At 61.4% G+C, this 15,950-nt stretch carries 17 protein-coding genes and 1 pseudogene; 3 read left to right on the top strand and 15 right to left on the bottom strand.

The annotated features are described in order from the left end of the window. Nucleotides 1-79: 79 nt before the first annotated feature. Nucleotides 80-520 (top strand): NUDIX hydrolase, encoded by a 441-nt coding sequence (locus KGB20_RS16515; protein WP_154910968.1) that lies wholly within the window; start codon nucleotides 80-82, stop codon nucleotides 518-520. Nucleotides 521-688: 168 nt separating this feature from the next. Here the strand turns inward: KGB20_RS16515 and KGB20_RS16520 are convergent, their stop codons facing one another. The 15 genes and pseudogenes from KGB20_RS16520 to KGB20_RS16590 form a co-directional block, all read right to left on the bottom strand. Further along, on the bottom strand, nucleotides 689-1,012 hold the full coding sequence (locus KGB20_RS16520) for a DUF6124 family protein (RefSeq protein WP_102672802.1): 324 nt from the start codon (nucleotides 1,010-1,012) through the stop codon (nucleotides 689-691). 901 nt (nucleotides 1,013-1,913) lie between these two features. Beyond that, the gene (locus tag KGB20_RS16525; RefSeq protein WP_154910967.1) at nucleotides 1,914-2,453 is read right to left on the bottom strand and encodes a type II secretion system protein; all 540 of its coding nucleotides are present in this window, start codon (nucleotides 2,451-2,453) and stop codon (nucleotides 1,914-1,916) included. Next, entirely contained in the window at nucleotides 2,428-2,802 is a 375-nt protein-coding gene (locus KGB20_RS16530) for a type II secretion system protein (protein ID WP_057715487.1), read from the bottom strand. The genes KGB20_RS16525 and KGB20_RS16530 overlap by 26 nt, the downstream gene beginning before the upstream one ends. Nucleotides 2,803-2,806: 4 nt before the next feature. Next, entirely contained in the window at nucleotides 2,807-3,280 is a 474-nt protein-coding gene (locus tag KGB20_RS16535) for a type II secretion system protein (protein WP_090454714.1), read from the bottom strand. 2 nt (nucleotides 3,281-3,282) lie between these two features. Then, the gene (locus KGB20_RS16540) at nucleotides 3,283-5,109 is read right to left on the bottom strand and encodes a secretin N-terminal domain-containing protein (RefSeq protein ID WP_154910966.1); all 1,827 of its coding nucleotides are present in this window, start codon (nucleotides 5,107-5,109) and stop codon (nucleotides 3,283-3,285) included. After that, nucleotides 5,106-5,624: a hypothetical protein gene (locus KGB20_RS16545; RefSeq protein WP_154910965.1), complete on the bottom strand. Its 519-nt coding sequence runs from the start codon at nucleotides 5,622-5,624 to the stop codon at nucleotides 5,106-5,108. The genes KGB20_RS16540 and KGB20_RS16545 overlap by 4 nt, the downstream gene beginning before the upstream one ends. Next, nucleotides 5,624-6,172 carry a GspMb/PilO family protein gene (locus tag KGB20_RS16550; protein WP_150814696.1) on the bottom strand — a complete coding sequence of 183 codons (549 nt, stop codon included), beginning with the start codon at nucleotides 6,170-6,172 and terminating at the stop codon, nucleotides 5,624-5,626. Before KGB20_RS16550 ends, KGB20_RS16545 begins: the two co-directional genes overlap by 1 nt. Further along, entirely contained in the window at nucleotides 6,159-6,704 is a 546-nt protein-coding gene (locus KGB20_RS16555) for a PilN domain-containing protein (RefSeq protein WP_057715492.1), read from the bottom strand. Before KGB20_RS16555 ends, KGB20_RS16550 begins: the two co-directional genes overlap by 14 nt. Nucleotide 6,705: 1 nt before the next feature. Next, nucleotides 6,706-7,509 carry a hypothetical protein gene (locus KGB20_RS16560; RefSeq protein ID WP_057715493.1) on the bottom strand — a complete coding sequence of 268 codons (804 nt, stop codon included), beginning with the start codon at nucleotides 7,507-7,509 and terminating at the stop codon, nucleotides 6,706-6,708. After that, complete coding sequence (locus tag KGB20_RS16565) at nucleotides 7,490-9,196, bottom strand: GspE/PulE family protein (RefSeq protein WP_150814697.1); 1,707 nt, start codon at nucleotides 9,194-9,196, stop codon at nucleotides 7,490-7,492. Before KGB20_RS16565 ends, KGB20_RS16560 begins: the two co-directional genes overlap by 20 nt. An 83-nt stretch (nucleotides 9,197-9,279) precedes the next feature. Next, nucleotides 9,280-9,813: a response regulator gene (locus KGB20_RS16570; RefSeq protein WP_154910964.1), complete on the bottom strand. Its 534-nt coding sequence runs from the start codon at nucleotides 9,811-9,813 to the stop codon at nucleotides 9,280-9,282. 364 nt (nucleotides 9,814-10,177) lie between these two features. Next, nucleotides 10,178-11,728 (bottom strand): ABC transporter substrate-binding protein, encoded by a 1,551-nt coding sequence (locus tag KGB20_RS16575; RefSeq protein WP_154910963.1) that lies wholly within the window; start codon nucleotides 11,726-11,728, stop codon nucleotides 10,178-10,180. A 9-nt stretch (nucleotides 11,729-11,737) separates the two neighbouring features. Further along, nucleotides 11,738-12,106, bottom strand: a pseudogene (locus tag KGB20_RS16580) (hypothetical protein); the annotation flags it as partial. Beyond that, a complete protein-coding gene (locus KGB20_RS16585) occupies nucleotides 12,094-12,750 on the bottom strand; it encodes an SCO family protein (protein ID WP_150814701.1) in 657 nt (218 codons plus the stop codon). The gene KGB20_RS16585 and the pseudogene KGB20_RS16580, both read right to left, overlap by 13 nt. A 470-nt stretch (nucleotides 12,751-13,220) precedes the next feature. Next, the gene (locus tag KGB20_RS16590; protein WP_102672815.1) at nucleotides 13,221-13,829 is read right to left on the bottom strand and encodes a transglycosylase SLT domain-containing protein; all 609 of its coding nucleotides are present in this window, start codon (nucleotides 13,827-13,829) and stop codon (nucleotides 13,221-13,223) included. Between the two features lie 195 nt (nucleotides 13,830-14,024). Here KGB20_RS16590 and gspG point away from each other — a divergent pair, with 195 nt between their 5' ends. After that, nucleotides 14,025-14,459, top strand: a complete 435-nt coding sequence (gene gspG / locus KGB20_RS16595; protein ID WP_057715501.1) for a type II secretion system major pseudopilin GspG — start codon at nucleotides 14,025-14,027, stop codon at nucleotides 14,457-14,459. Nucleotides 14,460-14,473: 14 nt separating this feature from the next. Beyond that, entirely contained in the window at nucleotides 14,474-15,661 is a 1,188-nt protein-coding gene (locus tag KGB20_RS16600) for a type II secretion system F family protein (protein ID WP_154910961.1), read from the top strand. Nucleotides 15,662-15,950 lie beyond the last annotated feature (289 nt).

Raw genomic sequence — 15,950 nt, forward strand, 5'->3', positions numbered from 1 at the left:
GTAATAACGCCGACATGAGTTTTACCGTCGCGAGCCGCAGTGAAAGCTGCGGTTCGCGGCACTCTATGGAAAGAAAAAAATGCGCCAACGTAATTCCGCCAGACTGCTGGTGATCAATCCCTCGCAACAGGTTCTGCTGTTTCACTTCCAACACAAAAACGATGCCCTCGCTGGCCAAAGCCACTGGGCGACACCCGGTGGGGGGCTTGAGCAGGGTGAATCCTTTGAGGTTGCGGCGGTTCGTGAACTGTTTGAAGAGACGGGTTTACTCATCGACACGGTGGGGCCGAGCGTTGCAGAACGCAGTTTTCCGATGATGCTGCCAAGCGGCGAAACGGTGTTGTCCGTTGAGCGCTATTTCGTGGTTCATACCGACAGTGAACACCTGTCCCGGGAGGGATGGACGGCTAACGAAGTCCGGGTAATGGCTGACCATAAATGGTGGTCGGTGGCAGAGCTGCAAGAGACCCGAGAAACGGTGTGGCCGGAGCAGTTGATCACGATGCTGGAAAACGCCTGAAGCGTGCAAGCGAACACAACCCCTGTGGCGAGGGGGCTTGCCCCCGTTCGGCTGCGCAGCAGTCGCAAATCCACTCAGCGCGGTCAGCCTGAAAAACCGCATTGCCTGATTTTGGGGCCGCTGCGCAGCCCAACGGGGGCAAGCCCCCTCGCCACAAAGGTTCTGTGTTTAGTCCAATGGGGCAACATTATCCAGAGCGCGGTTGACCGCCAGGTCGGCCAGCATGATCACCTGCTGGATGCCCAACAGCATGCTGCGTTGCGGGCCGTCCAGAAACGTGGCGAAATCAGTCGCCATCACGCTTGCTGAAGCCAGCGATTCACAGGCGTGGGCCAACAGGGTTTCGGTGTCGATGTTCGGGGCCATGACGAACATCGTGCTGGGATTGTGAGGGGCGATGCTTTTGAGGATGGCAGGTTTCAGGTGGAGAGTTGATGCACGCTGACTGGTATCGGCTTTTGATTCGGGGGGATTTGGCGTGGGTTTGACCATGACGAAGCTCCTTGATTGATGGAGCCGCCACAATTCGCTGCGAAGCGAAGAAGGTGGCAGCCATACGCGGGTTCGCAGACCGGGAATCAAGGAACCCGGCAGACCCGAAAGTCTCCCGCGCACAGCCGCCATAACGCAAAACAGTGGGCGCACAAAAGCGTCAACTGCAAGGAAACGGTGGCGCTGAGCGCCTTGATTAACCTGGGCTGCGAAACCCGATCGCTGAATTTGCAGCGACCCGGCAACGATAGAATCAGGGTCCAAGGCCCACAAGCCGGCGGATTCTGGCGTAGATGTAGGCAACGACGCAAGGCGGTGTAGCCTCACTCCTGGTCCTACAGCCGCCTCTGACATCCACAAATTCCTGTGGTGTGAGCCAAAGGATTATCGTTGGTTGTAAGACCGCCATCGCGAGCAAGCTCGCTCCCACAGAAGAGCAGAGCAAAAGCAGGGCCCCGTACCCCCACGCTCTTCACCACTCATCAGGCCGAGCGTTAGCTCGCCTGCAGCTTTTGATCTTGATCCACCCGTCCCCTCGGCAGGCTGAGCGGAGGTGTTCATCCGGGGATTGGCGCGCAGCGCCGTTCGACGCAGTCGAACACATCGCATGTAGGTGCCAGCGAAGCCAACCGGAGGGCGATGCCCCCGGATGAATGCCGGAGCGAAGGAACCCCGAGCCTCAGCGAGGGGCCGTACGTAAGGGGCGAGACTTTTTGGTTCCTTTTGTGTCGTTTGACAAAAGGGACTCACCGTAAGGGCGAAACCGCCAGCCGCCGTTACCGCAGCAATGGATATGTACACGGTCAACAAAAGACAGGTCGGCTGTCAGGCCGCCTTCGCGAGCAAGCCCGCTCCCACAATTGGACCGGGTACATTTGGCGGAAATGTGTTGGCTGAAGGTTCAAGGCTGCAATGCCTGAGGTTCAGTGGACTGTGCTTTCGGTGGCCCGTCGGTGCCTTCGAGGGAGACTTTCTCGGCCACGAACTGCCAGTCCTTGTAGCTGGCCATGCCTTTGAAGTCCGCCCACTGGCTGGGAAAGTTCTCTTGCTTGAGCGGCTTCTGCTCGGACGGGCAGTACACACCGCTGATCCGCCCGTCGAAATCACGCATCAGCTCCCATTCGCCACCTGTCATCGGCTCCGGGTACAACTGTCGCAGATGATGCCTGGCCGACGGAAAACGCTCGTCCTGCAACAGGTCCTTGAGTTCTTTCGGATACTGGGCCATACCGGGCGAACTGCGGTAATAGCTGCGCAGCGCCTGGGCATATTGCGTACCGACCCAGAGCAACTGGTTTTCGCGATCGCGGCGCGCAGCGGTGGCCCACAACTCGCCGGCACTGGCCAGGCCCATGCCCAGCACGACGACCAGAAACAGCACGCCCAGGTAGGTGAAGCCGTCCTGGTTCGAAGGTTTACCACTCGGAATACAGGCTGCCATCACGCGCCCTCCCGCTGGCCCCACTCTTGATATCGGCCACCCCGCCCGCCACGCCATCCGGTGGCGCGACTATGACCCAGGTGTCCTTGCGCTCGGCAATCGGGTCCAGCGGCTGGTTGCGCAGGTAGCGCAGTTCGACCAGCTGTTCGATGGAATCGGGATAACGCCCGGTGTCTCCATAGTAATGATCCAGCGCCTCGCGCATGGACGACAGGCTCTGATGCAAGGTGGTCTCTTTGGAAGCTTCCAGGCTGCTGAAGTAGCGTGGCAAGGCGATCGTCATCAGGGTCGCGATGATTGCCATGACCACCATCAGTTCAATCAGGGTAAAGCCCTTTTGCCGACGCATATGCTCACCACTCTCGGTAGGCGATGCCATTGAGGCCCTTGCCGCGGGCCTTGGAGTAAACGTCAAAGACGTCCTGGCCCTCGCGCGGGTTCTCAGCCGAACTGTCATAGGAACGCAGGCCCCAGCCGCCCTCGTCGTCACGCTTGACGGCTGCCAGCGGGTCACGGGGGATGCGCCGCAGGAAGTAGAACTTGGCGCCCTTTGCGCTGCGCGTGTCACGCACCCCCTCGACCAGTACTTGCAGGTTCGGCGGGTAGCCGCTGCTGTCGAGCGACTTCTCGATGTAGCCCGCGTCGAAGGCTTGTTTGTAAGCGTCGATGGCATCGCGGATCTGGTACAGCGCGGTTCGCAGGTCCTGCTCTTTGCCCCGACGCACCACGGTCTCGGTCAGCGGTGCGGCCATGCCGGCCAGCAGGCCGACCAGGGCGAGCGTCACCACGACTTCGACCAGGGTAAAACCGCGTTGCGAGGCGTTCATGATCAAGGCTTCCCGACGGTAACGGTGGTGGCGATCGGGGCGGCCATGGGGTTGACCTGAACCGTGGTGCTCATCGAACGGTCCGGTGCCTGGATGTGCATGCTGGTTTCGGTACCGGTCGGGAATTCCATGTCCGACGGACTCTGGTACGGCAGATTGCGCACGATCCGCGGGGTGATCGACAGCACCAGTTCGGATTTGATGACGTCGTCCCTGTTGCTGCCGAACAGGCGACCCAGGCCGGGAATGTCGCCAAGGCCGGGAATCTTGTTGCCGGTGGCGCCGTGGTCGTCGCGCACCAGACCGGCGAGGATCTGGGTTTCGCCGTCATGCAGACGCAAGGTGGTCTGGGCGTTGCGGGTATCGACCTGGACCGGAATGGTGCCCTGAGCGGTCGGTGTCAGCGGCGTGGCGTTACTGACTTCCAGCGCGATCTTGATCGCCACTTCGTTGTTCAGGTGCACGATGGGCTGCACTTCGAGCTTCAGACCGACGTCGAGGTAGGTCACGCTTTCGGTGATTACCGGGCCCTGGGTCGAAGGCACCGAGGTGGCGCTGATGATCGGCACGCGCTGACCGATGTGGATGCGCGCCTGTTCGCGGTTGCTGACCCGAATCACGGGGCTGGCCAGGGTATTGATGTCCTTGTCCTGGGCATTGATCTTGGCCTGGGGCGATGGCGAGATCGTGATGCGGTCGGAGTTGATGCCCTTGAGCTGATCGAGAAGGGTCACCGCCGATCCGTCGCTGTTGACCACGCCGAAGGTGTTTGGCCATTGCAGGCCAAGGTCGAGAATGCGCTGGCGGGCGACTTCCATCACTTCCACTTCCAGCACCACTTCCGGGTTGGACTGGTCCTGCGATTGCAGGAGTTTTTCCGCCATGCGCACAGCGTCACCGGTATCGCGCATGGTCAGGGTGTTGAGGCGCTCATCGACGAACACGTCGCGGGTCTTGAGCATGGTCTTGATCATGTTCAACGCCGTGTTGGCATCGATGCTGGTCAGGTAGAAGGTGCGCATCACCAGCTCCTGGTAATCCTTGAGTTTCTGCGGCGAGTCCGGGTAGATCAGCACGGTGTTTTCATTGACCACTTTCTGATGCAACTGGTTCTGTTGCAGCAGCAGATCCACGGCGTCTTCGATACGCACGTCACGTACGAAGATCGTGGCTTTCATGTCCGGGCGCAGGTCCTTGTCGAAGATGAAGTTCAGGCCGGCGACCTGGGACAGCACTTCGAAAATGGTCTTGAGGTTGGCATCGCGAAATTCCAGGGTCACCGGCCGGTCAAGGCGCGTGCGCAGTTGTGGGTACTGCACCACGTTGCGGCTCTGCACCAGGCGGATGCTGCCTTGCAGTTCCAGGGCGCCTTCGTTCTTCGGGTCCAGTTCGAGAATCTGTCTGACCTGGCGGTCGGCACCGTAGATGTCACCGCGACGCAGGTCGCCACGGGCCAGTTCGAGTTTCTCATCCATGCTGCGCAGGTAGTCGAGCTGGCGCAGGGAATCCTGGGCACGACGGTTGTTCGGTTCGATGTTCAAGACCCGGCTGTAAGTCATGCGGGCCCCCGCGAAATTACGCTGGGTGCGGTCCATGTCGGCCTGGGTCAGCAGCGCCGTCACGGCGCGGGCCCGTCCGCTGTTGAGAGCCATGTGCAGTTCGGTATCGCGAGGGTTTTCCCGCAATCCTTCTTCGATGCGCGCCAGACCGGCTTCATATTGGCCCGATTCGATCAGGGCCGAAGCTTCATCCCTGGCAACCTGCGCCGAACTGCATGCGGCCAGCCCCGCGCAGAGACAAAGGCTCATCAGCAAACGGGATTTGCTCATTCCGTACTCCCCACAGACAAGGTCTGCGCCAAATGCAGAGGCAGGTAGACCAGGCTCAGTTCCTTATCGGAAATCCGCTCGATCCGCCAGGTTTCGTCGATGACATCCCCTTTGCGCACGACGTATATTTTTTCGCCGCTCTGCAAAAACACCTGCAGATCGGAACGGTCATCCAGCCTGCCGACAAACTGGAAGGGCAACGGTGGTGCAGTGGGGACTTGCACCACAGGAGTAACGACTACCGGTTGTTCAGTGACGGTGCCCGGGGCCATCGCCGCTATCCAGCTGCGGGCGGCGAACAGGTCGCCTGCCGGGCTCAGGTCCTTGATCGGCGCCAGCGCAGCGGCGCTCGATGCAGCCGTCGATGCGCCAGGGGTCTTGCCCTTGGCTGGCGTAGCCACGGTGGCCACCGCAAGGTCGCTGTCGCCGGCCTGATTGAAGTATTCGGGGAGCCAGGCGAGCGCTGCCGCTACACCGAAGAACGCCACCCAACCCGACACTCGTTTGGTATTCATCATGACCTCGACAGGTAAAGGGTCATGCGGATCCGCCCGGTCAGGTCGGTATCGGCGATATTCTTGCGCTGTAGCTCCACATCCTCGAGCACCACCGCCGGCAACTGGCCGAGCAAGGCGTGCAGGAAACGCCGCAGTTGCGGGTAGCTGCCACGTACCGGCAGCAGAATCTGATAACGGGCCAGGTGGGTCTTGGGGTCCACGCCCAGTGAGTATTCACCCCGGGACAAGGTGATGCGTTCCTGGGCAGCCAGGGCGTATATCTTGTCGATGGCCACGGTGGCCTGGGGCTGGGACGGCAACTTGCTGCGAAAATCGTCGAGCTGGCGCTGCGGCACCACCGGCGCGGCCACGCTGCCGTCTTCGACCTTGGCCAGGTACTCGGTGGCTTCGCGAGTCTGCTGGCTGAGGCTTTGCAGCGACTCCCAGTCCGGCAGCAATCCCACCAGGCCATAGCTCAGCGCCAGCACCAGCATGGCCATCCCTGCCAGCCCCGGAACGCCCAGGCCTTGCAGGTATTCGTGGACGATCAATTTATGGATTTGCATCGCCGATCTCCCAGGTAGCCGACAGGTTGAACTGCACCGGGTGTTCCGGCACGTTGGCGACAATTTCGTGGCTCAGCAGCGATACGTCGGACAGCTCGTCGCTGGCTTCGAGACGGCGGTGGAAATCGAGCATGGCGTCCAGGTCCAGTGCCTCGGCGCTGATCCGCACCTGGCCCTTGCGGGCGTCCGGGGTCAGGGTCAGCAGGGCAATGTTGTCCCGCGGCATGGCTTCGAGGGTGGCGAACAGGCGTTCCCAAGGGCGGCGCAACTGCTGGGAGACCTTGCGCATTTCCGCCAGGTTATGCGCCTGCTCGCGAATTTGCGCCGGGGTCAGGCTGAGCTTGCTGCCGGTATCGCCGGTGAGCACTCGCTGTGTGATTTGCAGATGACCTTGCTGTTGTTCGGCTTCGTGGCTCAGGTGCTGTTGCACCAGCAGGCAGGTCAGTGTCAGCACCACGCCACCGGCCAGCAGGCTCCAGCCCAAGGGGCCTGCACGGCGGCGCGGCTGAAAGTCGAGCATCAGGGGGCGCATGTCAGGCCACCGCCCGAGACATGAGGTACAGGCAATCGCGTACGGCTGTCCGGTCTTCTTCGAGGGTGCGCAGATGCACACCAGGCACGTCAGGAGGCGAATCGATGCGCGCCGGTGCATGCAGGTAGACATTCAACGGCCGTTCGCTGCTGGAAGCCTGCAACTGGTGTTCACGACCGATCAACGCGGTCAGCGCCGCATCGCTGTCGCTGCTGCCCACCGATCGCACCGAGGTCCAGCGCCCTTCCCTGGCCAGCAGCAACACGCTGCGCACCGGTTCGGCGACCACGAACAGGAAATCCCCGGCCTCAAAGCTTTTATCGAAATGGTTGAACGCCGTCATCAGGTACGGCTGCACCGAACGCAAGCGCAAACCGCGAGCCCTGACCAGGGCGCGCAGGCGTTCGAGCAAGTCCTGTGGCAGCGCGGTGGCGATGCGGTCGTAACCGGCGGGTTCGGCCGAGAGCACCAGGCTCCAGGGTTGTGTCGGGGCACCGTAGAGGTCTTCGAAACACAGTTGGGCGAAGCCGAGCAATTCGGCCGGGCTACTGATCTGCTCACTCCAGGGCACCAGGCAATAGCGGCTGAAGTGCCCGGAGATCACCACCGTCAGTTCCGCCCTGGCAACGGTGTGTTCGGCCAACAAACGGTCGAGGGTATCGAGGGCCACCGTCCAGGCCTGGAAGCCTTCGTCAATGTAGCCGACGCTGCCCAGCCAGTGGGTTGCAGCGCCTTGCCGCTGCCCCAGGCCAACACCGCTTGCGCCGAGCACGGCGACAAATTGCTCACGAGATAAAAGTGACACGATTGATCTCCTCGAGAGTCGTCCGGCCTTGTTCCACCATCTCCAGCGCCGACTCGCGCAACAGGCGCAAGCCACGTTTGCAGGCGTGCGCCTTGATTTTCGAAATGGGTTGGCGTTCGACGATCATTTGCCGCAATTCGTCGTCCAGGTGCAGCAACTCGGCAATTGCGCTACGCCCGCGATAACCGGTGCCCCGGCAATGCCCGCAGCCCTTGCCATGGACGAACCGGTAGTGAGCGACCTTTTGCGGATCAAGCCCCGAGACCTCCAGCTCTTCTTGCGTCGGGCTGTAGGGGCTGCTGCAACTGGTGCAGACCAGGCGGATCAAACGCTGGGCCAGTACGGCATTGAGTGCCGAGACCAGGCTGTAGGGATCGATTTCCATCTGGGTGAAACGGCCGATGACGTCGAACACGTTGTTGGCGTGAATGGTGGTGAACACCAGGTGACCGGTGAGCGCCGATTGCACGGCGATCTGTGCGGTGTCCGGGTCGCGGATTTCACCGACCATGATCTTGTCCGGGTCATGGCGCAGGATCGAGCGCAGGCCCCGGGCGAAGGTCAGGCCTTTCTTCTCGTTGACGGGGATTTGCAGCACGCCCGGCAGTTGATATTCCACCGGGTCCTCAATAGTGATGATCTTGTCCACGCCGTGGTTGATCTCGGTGATCATCGCGTACAGGGTGGTGGTCTTGCCGCTACCGGTCGGCCCGGTCACCAGCACCATGCCGTAGGGTTCGGCGGCCAGCCGGCGCAGCTGGCGCAGGGTTTCTTCTTCAAAGCCCAGGGCCTGCAACTGCACGCCACAGACCTTGTCCGCCAGGTCCTGTTTGTCGAGTACCCGCAGCACCGCGTCTTCGCCGAAAATGCTCGGCATGATCGACACCCGGAAGTCGATCTGTCGGCCGCTGATGCCGATCTTGAAGCGACCATCCTGGGGCACGCGTTTTTCGCCAATGTCCAGTTCGGCCATGACCTTGACTCGGGAAATCACTTGCTCGGCGAACTCGCTGCCCTGGATTTTGCTGATGTTGTTGAGCACGCCGTCGATCCGGTACTTGATCACCAGGCCGCTGCCGGTGGTGCCGAGGTGGATGTCGCTGGCGTGCATTTTCAGCGCGTCGTACAGGGTCGAGTTGACCAGTTTGACCACGACGCTGGAGTCTTCGCTGATGCTGGTCAGGGACAGGCTTTGCAGGTTATCGGTTTCGGCGCCGGCGTCGCTCTGGGCGTTGAGCGACTCCACCGCATGGAAGCTCTCTTCGTGACGCGCCAGATAGGCCTTCAGGTCATCGGCATGCACCAGGTACAGCGGCGCGCCTTGCAGGCACTCATCGATCCAGGCCAGGCGTGCACTGTCGAAGGGGTCGGCGAACACACCGATGACCGCATCGTTGTGACGCAACAGGGTGAATTCGCGCTTGAGGCATTGGGCCAGGGTCACCCGGTCGAACACCGGCGTGGAATTGAACAGGCTGTCGGTGTCGAGCACCGGGTAGTGCAGGGTTACGCCGAGGCATTGAATGAAAGGCATGGGAGCCAGTGCGCACAGCCGCCCCAAAGCGTCCAGCATCCGCTCGCCGGAACTGGTGGCCAGGGCTCGGGCCTGGGCCAGTTGCTCACTGGTAAAACGAGTCGGTGAACATTCCGGTTGCGCCGGTTCTACGGCAAAGGATAGACGGTCCATGGCTTGCTCTCCTACGCCCGGGGCTTTGGGCCCTGTCGGCGCGGCGAGCCATTCGGCGGAGGCCGGAACGTCTTGTCGCGCCACTACTCCCCGGTGAGCAACTGTTCGTCGTCTGGCGCCTTGGAGGCCGATGTACTTTTTCGGCGATCTGCCAGCACCCAGCTACCGTCGTACAACTGCAGCGGGAAACTCTCGGTCCTGCTCTGGCGTCGTTCGACAAAGCCTTCGGAAGTGCTCACCCCCACTTTGGGTTCGCGTTGCCTGCCCAGAAGATCAAGCACGGCACGGGCCAATTCCGCCAATGGAAACGGTTTGAACAGGATATGGCTGACGCCCAGTTGCCGGGCCCGCTCGCAAACCTCTGCGGTTGGATGCCCTGTGATCAGCACGAAATGACACTTCCTGTTCTGGCGGACGGCATCGAGCACCTGAAAGCCTTCCATATCGGGCAAGCGGTAATCGAACACCATCACATCGGGCGCGAAATCATCGGCTTCAGCGATTCCTTGCGCACCGTCGTGGGCAATCCGGACTTCCAGTGCTTGCGCCTGCAGGTAACCCTGGAGGTTCTGCGCCAGCAACTGTTCGTCATCAACAACCAGTACTTTATTCAACAAGGTGGACTCCTTGAAACCGCAGGTCCGGATTTTGAACCTGACGGAGTGCGCGTCCTGACAGGACTAACGCACACTTCATGCCAGGCTGGGCACCGGTAATTTGAGGACTTCATGTCCTTGAATTTAAAAAACAATGCCTTTTCGTAGCGCAATTCCATCCCCCAAAAACGGGGAAAGCGACGTGATTGGCACTGGACTTTTCCCCCCACTGTTGGGGAAACCCCCTATTGATCGGCAATCCGTTCGATTCGATTGCGCGAGCGCAATGGCGCCGACGCCCTCATCCCGGTTAAGCGTAGCCCTGCGGTTTCGCCAGTGGAAGCGTCTGCACCGGGCGGTATCGAGTTTCATGATCGGCCTCCGGTCAGGGCTTGGCAGCAATGGGTTTATAGGGCGCGACCAGATAGAAACGCTGGTCCGGCAGATCCACCGTGACGATATGGGCACCGCTCAAGCCCAGGCGCCGGCCCGGACCAAAGCTGATCAGCGGTGTCAGCCCGGTATCGAAGTCACGCAAGCCTTCCAGGGCCCTGACCAGCTTCTCGCGACTGGCATTGCGCCCGGCCTGCTTCATGCCTTCGCTGAGCAGCATCATCGAACTGAACGCGCCCACTTGCAGCACCGCATGCTGGCCACCGAGGCCCTGGTGTTCGCGCAACTGGGTCAAGGCCAGGCGCCCGGCCTGGGTCCAGTCGCTGGGCACGAACGGATAGGCCAGGAACACCCGTCGGGAAAATCCGCTGGGCACCTGCATCAGATTGCCCGCCACCTGGTTCGAGGCGGCGAACAGGTAAGGCACCTGCCCCGCCGTTTGCAAACGCTCGGCCAGACGACTGAAGCCGCTGCTGCTGCCCAGGTAAAACACCGAGCGCGACCCCAAGGGAAAATCATCCCCGGCCGGGTCATAGGCTTGCAGGCGCACCTTTTGCCAGGCGTGCCCCTGCAAGTACTTGCTGAGCTCCTGCGCCGCCAGCCGTTGGCCAGGTTCGTCCGGGTAGGCGATCAGCGTCGGCCCCTGAAGCACCCGCAGGCTCGCACTGGCGTAGTTGGCCAGGGCGATCAATTGGTCGCGAAGGCCCGGCAGTGGCTCGAATATCTGCGGGCTGGTGTGGAGCGTGCCCTGCAAGGACAGCGGCCCGATCAGGGGAATGCCGGCCTGTTCCAGACGCATGGCGAAGTTCAGGTCCAATGCCGGCGCCATCGGTGCGATCAGGGCAAACACCTGCTCTTCATTGATCAACCGGTCCAGCGCCTTTTCGGCACTGGCGCGGTCGGCGCCGGGGTCGAGGATGGTCAGGCGCAACTGCCGGCCATGAATTCCGCCCGCCTCGTTGATGCGCGCCACGCAGCCATTGAGCACCGCTGCCACCGTGATGCCCTCCTCGCCCAAGGGGCCGGAACCCGGCAACAACGTACCCAGGTGCAGACTGTCGGGGGCCAGTCCCGGAACGCGGTCTTCGGCCAGGTGCTTGAGGTACGCCGTGAGGTTGCGTTGGTCGATCATCGACAACACGAACCGTGGCATCGTCGGATCGAGCCGATTGTTGCCCGGGTCGCGCCCCTCTTGCACCGCCCGCGCCAGGGTGATTTCGCTGTAGGCCGGATAACTGCGGCCGTTGATGTGCTGCTGGCCTTGGCTGCTGGCCAGTCGCGACCAGCGCAGGTCCGGCGGTCGCACCTCGCCTTCCGGGCGCCCGAGGCCATCCTCGCCATGACAATTGGCGCACGGCACGCGGGTGGCCGGCAGCAGCACGCCCGCTGCGCCGACCCGGACCATGATCGGTTCGCCGCTGGCCGACACGCCTTCGTGGTACAACCGTTTACCGGCACTTTCGCTGAGGCTCAGCGGCAGCGCCTGGGCGGTGAGCGCGATGCTGCCGAAGAGCAGCAGGCCAAGGACGAGGGCAGTATTCATGGCCGTGGCTCAGCGACTGGCCACGGGCATTGTCAGCAACTGCAAGCGCTGGGCAATGGCGGCGGCCGGGGCGGCGGGACGGATTTTGCTCCAGCGTCTGTTCGCCGCGTCACCGACGATCAACCGTGTGGAGTGCTGCAAGGGGGTCGGCACGATCTGGTCGATGCGACCCCATACAAGGTCCATTTGCACCTTGTCTTCGGTAAGAAAAAACCAGTGGGGCCCATCGATGCCCTGTTTCAAGGTGCAAGCCTTGAGTACCGCTGGCGTGTTGCGCAGCGGATCACTGGTAAGGGAGATAAAGGTGCTGCCGTTCTGGTCCTGCAAGGGTGTGTCGGGGAAGCCGGTTTTCCTGTCGATGGCGCTCATGGCTGGTGCTCCATGGCGATGGCGGTGTGCTTGGCGTGGGCGTTGCGTTCGCCTCTGAGCCTCTCGACGGCCCGGGCCAGCTCTGTCGGTTCGGTGAGACCGTAGTAGCGGGTCCAGTAGCGGTTGTTGCCGTCCCCCACCAGAATCAGTGGCGAGTGATTCTCGAAGTCACCGCTGTAGACGCCCAGGCCCTTGAGGGTGGCATCGACCGCCTGCGGCGAACCGGTCAGCCAGCTCCAGCCCGGCCCTTTCTGGAAGGTGCGGGCGTAGTCGTTCAGGCGTTGGGGATCATCATGCTGCGGGTCGATGCTGATGGACACCAATTGCACCTCGGTGCCGACCCGCGCGCCCAACTGTTTCTGCACCCTGCCCATGATCGAGGACATCACCGGGCAGACCGTGGTGCAACGGGTGTAAATGAAACCCATGACCACGATTTTGTTGCTGACCAGGTCTTTTTCCAGGTTGACGACCTTGCCGTTCTGGTCCAGCAGGGCCACGTCGGCAAATCTGATCCGGGCGTTCTCCGGGCTGGCGGTGCTGGCCGCCATGTCGTGCCCGGTGTGCTCGTCCGCCGAGTGAGCCAGCGCCTGGTCGATACCGAAGGCCAACAGGCAAAACGTCAGCAGGCCGCAATGCGCGAATCGGTCCATGTCGGTTTCCTCGTTAGTGGGTATCACCGGGATTGACCCGAAATTCCGGCACGACGCCGGACAAGGGTTGCTCCTGTTTTCAGCAACATTCCTCTTTACCGATCTGTACCTGTCTTACCCGCCCCGTTGTGGGAGCGAGCTTGCTCGCGATAGCGGACTGACAGTCGACATCGTTGGCGAGTGGAAAGCAGTCATCGCGAGCAAGCTCGCTCCCACAGGGGGGGTAAGCAAATCAATCAAGGACCAAGCGTGGGATATGCCAATCATGGACTCGGGCCTCGCTGCGGGTTATCGGGGGAACACTTCGATAAATCGTCCGGAGCAATCCGCATGCCACAAAAAAATACTTTATTAATCAGATTGTTATGATCACGACTTGATTGGTCGGGGGATATTCCCCACCCAATCCCCCCACTTTTTCGCCGGGGCCACTATTCCCCACTATTGGGGAAATTTCCCCGGGTGTTCGATCACAGCGGCGCATCCGCGGGCAACCCCTGCAAACGCCGATACTGGTTCAGCACACTGGGCACATAACGCTGGGTTTCGGCGAACGGCGGGACTACGTTGCCCCGGCTGAGCACCGCTTGCGGGCCGGCGTTGTAGGCCGCCACGGCAAGCCGGATATCGTTGTCGAACATCGTCATCAGGCGCTTGAGATAGCGGGCGCCACCCTGGATGTTGGCCTTGGGGTCGTAGACATTGGTCACCCCCATTTCGCGGGCGGTGGCGGGCATCAATTGCATCAGCCCGCGAGCGCCCTTGGGTGAGGTGGCGCGGGCGTTGTAGCTCGATTCGGTCTTGATCACTGCGTGCAGCAGCGCCGCCGGCAGTTCGTTGGCCGTGGCCGCCGCCGCCACCAGCTCGGCATAGGGTTGCGCGGCGATCATCTGCGGTTGCTGATCGAGGCTGACCACCGGCGCATCGGGCTCACGAATCACCCGCTCATAGTGGCGTCCGGGGCGGTGGACATTGGACAGGACGTAGCTGCCGTTGGCGTCCACGGAAACAAACACATCGGCCTGTGCGGCGCTGGCCAACACAAGGAAACCCAGCAATCCGGCGGTGAGTGTCTTCATTGTTATACCTCCCCTTTCCGGCCCCGAAAATTGGGGGTATTGCCCCAATGGCCAGTCGTGCACCAGCCATACGCAAGCACTGTGCCGTAAGCGAGAAGGCCCGCAGCAAGGGGGCGCGCAAGGGTCGGCAATCGTGAGCATGGCAATTGCATGCAACTACATGGCAACTCTGCTGCCGACTGTTATGAGGTCATCATGAATCAGCGACTGTGTTATGCCCGGCGAACCCAAAGCGGGTTCACCTTGCTCGAACTGTTGGTGGTGCTGGTGGTACTGGGGCTGTTGGCCGGCATCGTGGCGCCGAAGTATTTCGCCCAACTGGGCCGCTCCGAAGTGAAAGTGGCCAAGGCGCAGATAGAAGGCTTGAGCAAGGCCCTGGACCTTTACCGCCTGGAAGTTGGCCATTACCCGTCCACCGAACAGGGTTTGCAGGCGCTGGTCACCGCCCCCGCCGACGAACCGCGCTGGACCGGCCCGTACCTGCAGAAAAAACTCCCGCAAGACCCCTGGGGCCGCAACTACGCCTATCGCTATCCCGGTGAAAACAGCGAGTACGACCTGTTGTCCATGGGCAAGGACGGGCAGCCCGGTGGCGAAGGCGAGAACGCCGAAGTCACCAACTGGAACTGACGGGAATGGCGACCATGCGCTTTCATCTCAAGGCTGTCGGCAAGGCCGGTGTGGTCTCGATGACCGTCGAGGCACCGGGGCACAGCGAAGCCAGGCGCATCGCCGAAGATCAGGGCCTGCGGGTGGTCAGCCTGCACGCCGAACGACATTGGCGCGCCTTGCGCCTGCACAAGCGCGAGACGTTCAACCTGGTGTTGTTCAGCCAGGAACTGACCACCCTGCTCAACGCCGGCCTGCCGTTGATCGATGCCCTGGAAAGCCTGGCGGAAAAGGAAAACGCGCCACAGGCCCGCAAGACCTTGAACGAGTTGGTCCGCCTGCTTTACGAGGGCAAATCGTTTTCCCAGGCCCTGAGCCAGCTGTCGGCGGTTTTCCCCCCGTTGTACGTGGCGCTGGTGCAGTCCAGTGAAAAGACTGGCGCCGTGGGCGATGCCCTGGGCCGTTATGTCAGCTATCGCCAACGCATGGACGAGGTTCGCCAGAAGATCATCAGCGCGTCGATCTACCCCTTGCTGTTGCTGGTGGTGGGCGGTGGCGTGGTTTTGTTTTTGATGGGGTATGTCGTGCCGCGCTTCAGCCTGGTGTTTGAAGGACTGGGGTCGAACCTGCCCTGGATGTCGCAGATCCTGATGAGCAGCGGCATGTTCCTGCACGCCCACCAGGGTGAATTCTTCGGTGGCTTGTTGGCCATCATCGTCGCCCTCACCCTGCTCCAGCGCCAGCCGGCCTTTCGTCGGGGGCTGGACCACCTGATCGAAAAACTCCCTGCGGTGCACCAGCGCATCTTCATGTATGAACTGGCGCGTTTCTACCGTTCACTGGGGATTCTGCTACAAGGCGGCATTCCCCTGGTCACCGCCATGGGCATGGTCCGTGGCCTGCTCACCGTCGCCTCCCGCACGCGCCTGGACCAGGCCTGCGACCGGGTGCGCGAGGGGCAATCACTCTCTACCGCGCTGGAACTCAATCACCTGGTGACCCCCGTGTCCCTGCGCCTGCTGCGAGCCGGCGAACAGTCCGGCAACCTCGGGCAGATGATGGAGCGCAGCGCCGACTTCTACGACGAAGAAATCAGCCGCTGGATCGAATGGTTCGTGCGGCTGTTCGAACCCTTGCTCATGACCTTCATCGGTCTGTTGATCGGGGTGATCGTGATCCTGATGTACATCCCGATTTTTGAACTGGCCTCGAGCATTCACTGACTCTTTGAAACTGACCCTTTAGACGCGGGTCCAGCTGAACGCTGCACTCTTTTTCAATGTTCCCGCCGAATAAATCGGTGCGCTGAACTGTTCATCAAGTTCCCACGGGGAAAAATCAGCACATTGCACTGTTCATGAAGGTTCCAATCTGAATTACAGGACGGAGAACGACATGCTCATCAATAAGCTTTTACTGGCAGTAGCTATTGGCGCGGTTCTGTCGGCGTCTACCGTATTGATTCCGGACAGTCTGTCTGGAGTTTCCAGCGCCTGGCTCTTATACACATCT

This window comes from Pseudomonas sp. BF-R-30, from assembly GCF_019956175.1.
GTDB lineage: Bacteria > Pseudomonadota > Gammaproteobacteria > Pseudomonadales > Pseudomonadaceae > Aquipseudomonas > Aquipseudomonas jessenii.

What these genes read in the sequence shown, in the direction of transcription:
- KGB20_RS16515 (WP_154910968.1), top strand. Translation starts at nt 80, where the DNA reads ATGCGCCAACGTAATTCCGCCAGACTGCTGGTGATCAATCCCTCGCAA.
- KGB20_RS16520 (WP_102672802.1), bottom strand. Translation starts at nt 1,012, where the DNA reads ATGGTCAAACCCACGCCAAATCCCCCCGAATCAAAAGCCGATACCAGT.
- KGB20_RS16525 (WP_154910967.1), bottom strand. Translation starts at nt 2,453, where the DNA reads ATGGCAGCCTGTATTCCGAGTGGTAAACCTTCGAACCAGGACGGCTTC.
- KGB20_RS16530 (WP_057715487.1), bottom strand. Translation starts at nt 2,802, where the DNA reads ATGCGTCGGCAAAAGGGCTTTACCCTGATTGAACTGATGGTGGTCATG.
- KGB20_RS16535 (WP_090454714.1), bottom strand. Translation starts at nt 3,280, where the DNA reads ATGAACGCCTCGCAACGCGGTTTTACCCTGGTCGAAGTCGTGGTGACG.
- KGB20_RS16540 (WP_154910966.1), bottom strand. Translation starts at nt 5,109, where the DNA reads ATGAGCAAATCCCGTTTGCTGATGAGCCTTTGTCTCTGCGCGGGGCTG.
- KGB20_RS16545 (WP_154910965.1), bottom strand. Translation starts at nt 5,624, where the DNA reads ATGAATACCAAACGAGTGTCGGGTTGGGTGGCGTTCTTCGGTGTAGCG.
- KGB20_RS16550 (WP_150814696.1), bottom strand. Translation starts at nt 6,172, where the DNA reads ATGCAAATCCATAAATTGATCGTCCACGAATACCTGCAAGGCCTGGGC.
- KGB20_RS16555 (WP_057715492.1), bottom strand. Translation starts at nt 6,704, where the DNA reads ATGCGCCCCCTGATGCTCGACTTTCAGCCGCGCCGCCGTGCAGGCCCC.
- KGB20_RS16565 (WP_150814697.1), bottom strand. Translation starts at nt 9,196, where the DNA reads ATGGACCGTCTATCCTTTGCCGTAGAACCGGCGCAACCGGAATGTTCA.
- KGB20_RS16575 (WP_154910963.1), bottom strand. Translation starts at nt 11,728, where the DNA reads ATGAATACTGCCCTCGTCCTTGGCCTGCTGCTCTTCGGCAGCATCGCG.
- KGB20_RS16585 (WP_150814701.1), bottom strand. Translation starts at nt 12,750, where the DNA reads ATGGACCGATTCGCGCATTGCGGCCTGCTGACGTTTTGCCTGTTGGCC.
- KGB20_RS16590 (WP_102672815.1), bottom strand. Translation starts at nt 13,829, where the DNA reads ATGAAGACACTCACCGCCGGATTGCTGGGTTTCCTTGTGTTGGCCAGC.
- gspG (WP_057715501.1), top strand. Translation starts at nt 14,025, where the DNA reads ATGAATCAGCGACTGTGTTATGCCCGGCGAACCCAAAGCGGGTTCACC.
- KGB20_RS16600 (WP_154910961.1), top strand. Translation starts at nt 14,474, where the DNA reads ATGCGCTTTCATCTCAAGGCTGTCGGCAAGGCCGGTGTGGTCTCGATG.